Source organism: Roseburia sp. AF25-13LB, from assembly GCF_003478915.1.
Lineage (GTDB): Bacteria > Bacillota > Clostridia > Lachnospirales > Lachnospiraceae > Roseburia_C > Roseburia_C amylophila.
On record NZ_QUFO01000031.1, the window covers coordinates 1 to 1,290 of the forward strand.

The 1,290-nt window shown below is 36.8% G+C and carries 2 protein-coding genes and 1 pseudogene; 1 reads left to right on the forward strand and 2 read right to left on the reverse strand.

Annotated features, from left to right (window positions below; translation table 11 throughout):
* Positions 1-346: 346 nt before the first annotated feature.
* The gene (locus DWY37_RS15645; protein ID WP_055232114.1) at positions 347-586 is read left to right on the forward strand and encodes a DUF6061 family protein; all 240 of its coding nucleotides are present in this window, start codon (positions 347-349) and stop codon (positions 584-586) included.
* A gap of 121 nt (positions 587-707) precedes the next feature.
* On the opposite strand, the gene DWY37_RS16525 is transcribed toward DWY37_RS15645, so the two are convergent.
* Complete coding sequence (locus DWY37_RS16525; protein ID WP_118140411.1) at positions 708-971, reverse strand: HTH domain-containing protein; 264 nt, start codon at positions 969-971, stop codon at positions 708-710.
* 31 nt (positions 972-1,002) lie between these two features.
* Positions 1,003-1,290 (reverse strand): annotated as a pseudogene (locus DWY37_RS15655) (hypothetical protein); the annotation flags it as partial.

The window sequence follows — 1,290 nt, forward strand, 5'->3', positions numbered from 1 at the left end:
AGAAAGCTGCGCCACAGCCTTGGCAGGCCATCGCGCAGCGATTTTGTTCAACTTGAATTGAGATTTCACCTGTTTTAAGAGATTTAATAACTGTTATATTTTGTTATTAAATTCTCCACAAGCCCTTGAAAACACTGGATTTATCGCAGGTGAGCTTTTCCTTATTGTTTCCCTTGTGTTATATCGTCCCATCAGTGTTTACGAACTCTGATAAGGGCAAATACAAGGGCAAGAAAAATCTATAAAACAGTATAACACAAAATAAAAGTGACATGGTGAACTGATTGAAATGCTTCTGATTTTTGTAACTGATAATTGATTGAATGATAAGGAGAGATAAGATACGATGAGAACAATATTTGCAGAATACAATCCACAGCGCAATAGTATTGATGTTTACACCTCTGCTGGCTATATGCTCCGCATTGATTGCTGGGAAGCTGAAAAGAATTTAAAAACTACACCCGGATCAGACTGTGCATTAAACGCACTTGCTATTGATGAACCACTTGAATATGTACGATTATATTTGGACGGGAATATGCAGATGTGGGTAGATGCAGAAGATTCATTAGAACTATGGTGATTTTTCGACGGTGTGAAATTTTTTCTGTAAATTCAGATCTTCTATGATAATTGATGCGGCTTAACAGCAGTTTTCTGTTGTTAAGCCGTTGTTTATTTAATAGCAAAAATAAGCCGGTATGTCAAGAGCACCCAGAAAATCTGAACGTACATTTACTCTTGATCATCCGGCTTATTTTCAACAGCACTAAGATTACCTTTTTTAATATTGTTTGGGATACTCCCTCCATAACCGTCACATCAATTTTATACTTTACTTCGATTTCAACTTTTTCTGGTGGATTGACTAAAAGCCTGTCAATATCATTTTCCTCAACACCAGCCATTTTTGCTATCGTTAGCTTGGATATGCCATGATAGGAAACAAGCACTTCCAACCAATGCACCGATTTGATATTTTCCTTTTACCGAACCCTCTTATGCCTTAATATCAAAACTTGATCTATCAGGTGCAGAAATACTCACAGATTCTGCTACAAGGCTCTGTGTCATACTTTTTACATCATTACCAGTTACGGATAAGGTATAATCACCCGTTTCTTTTCTTTCTGCCGATTTTTCTGCACGTTTCTTTGCAGCTTTTTCTTCCTCTGCTTTTTTAGCAGCTCTTTTCTCTTTTACTTTTTCCTCTTTTTCTCTGTTCTCTTTTGCTTTTCGTTCAGCATTCTCTTTCGCTATTTTCCCATCTGGATCATTTGTACAAGA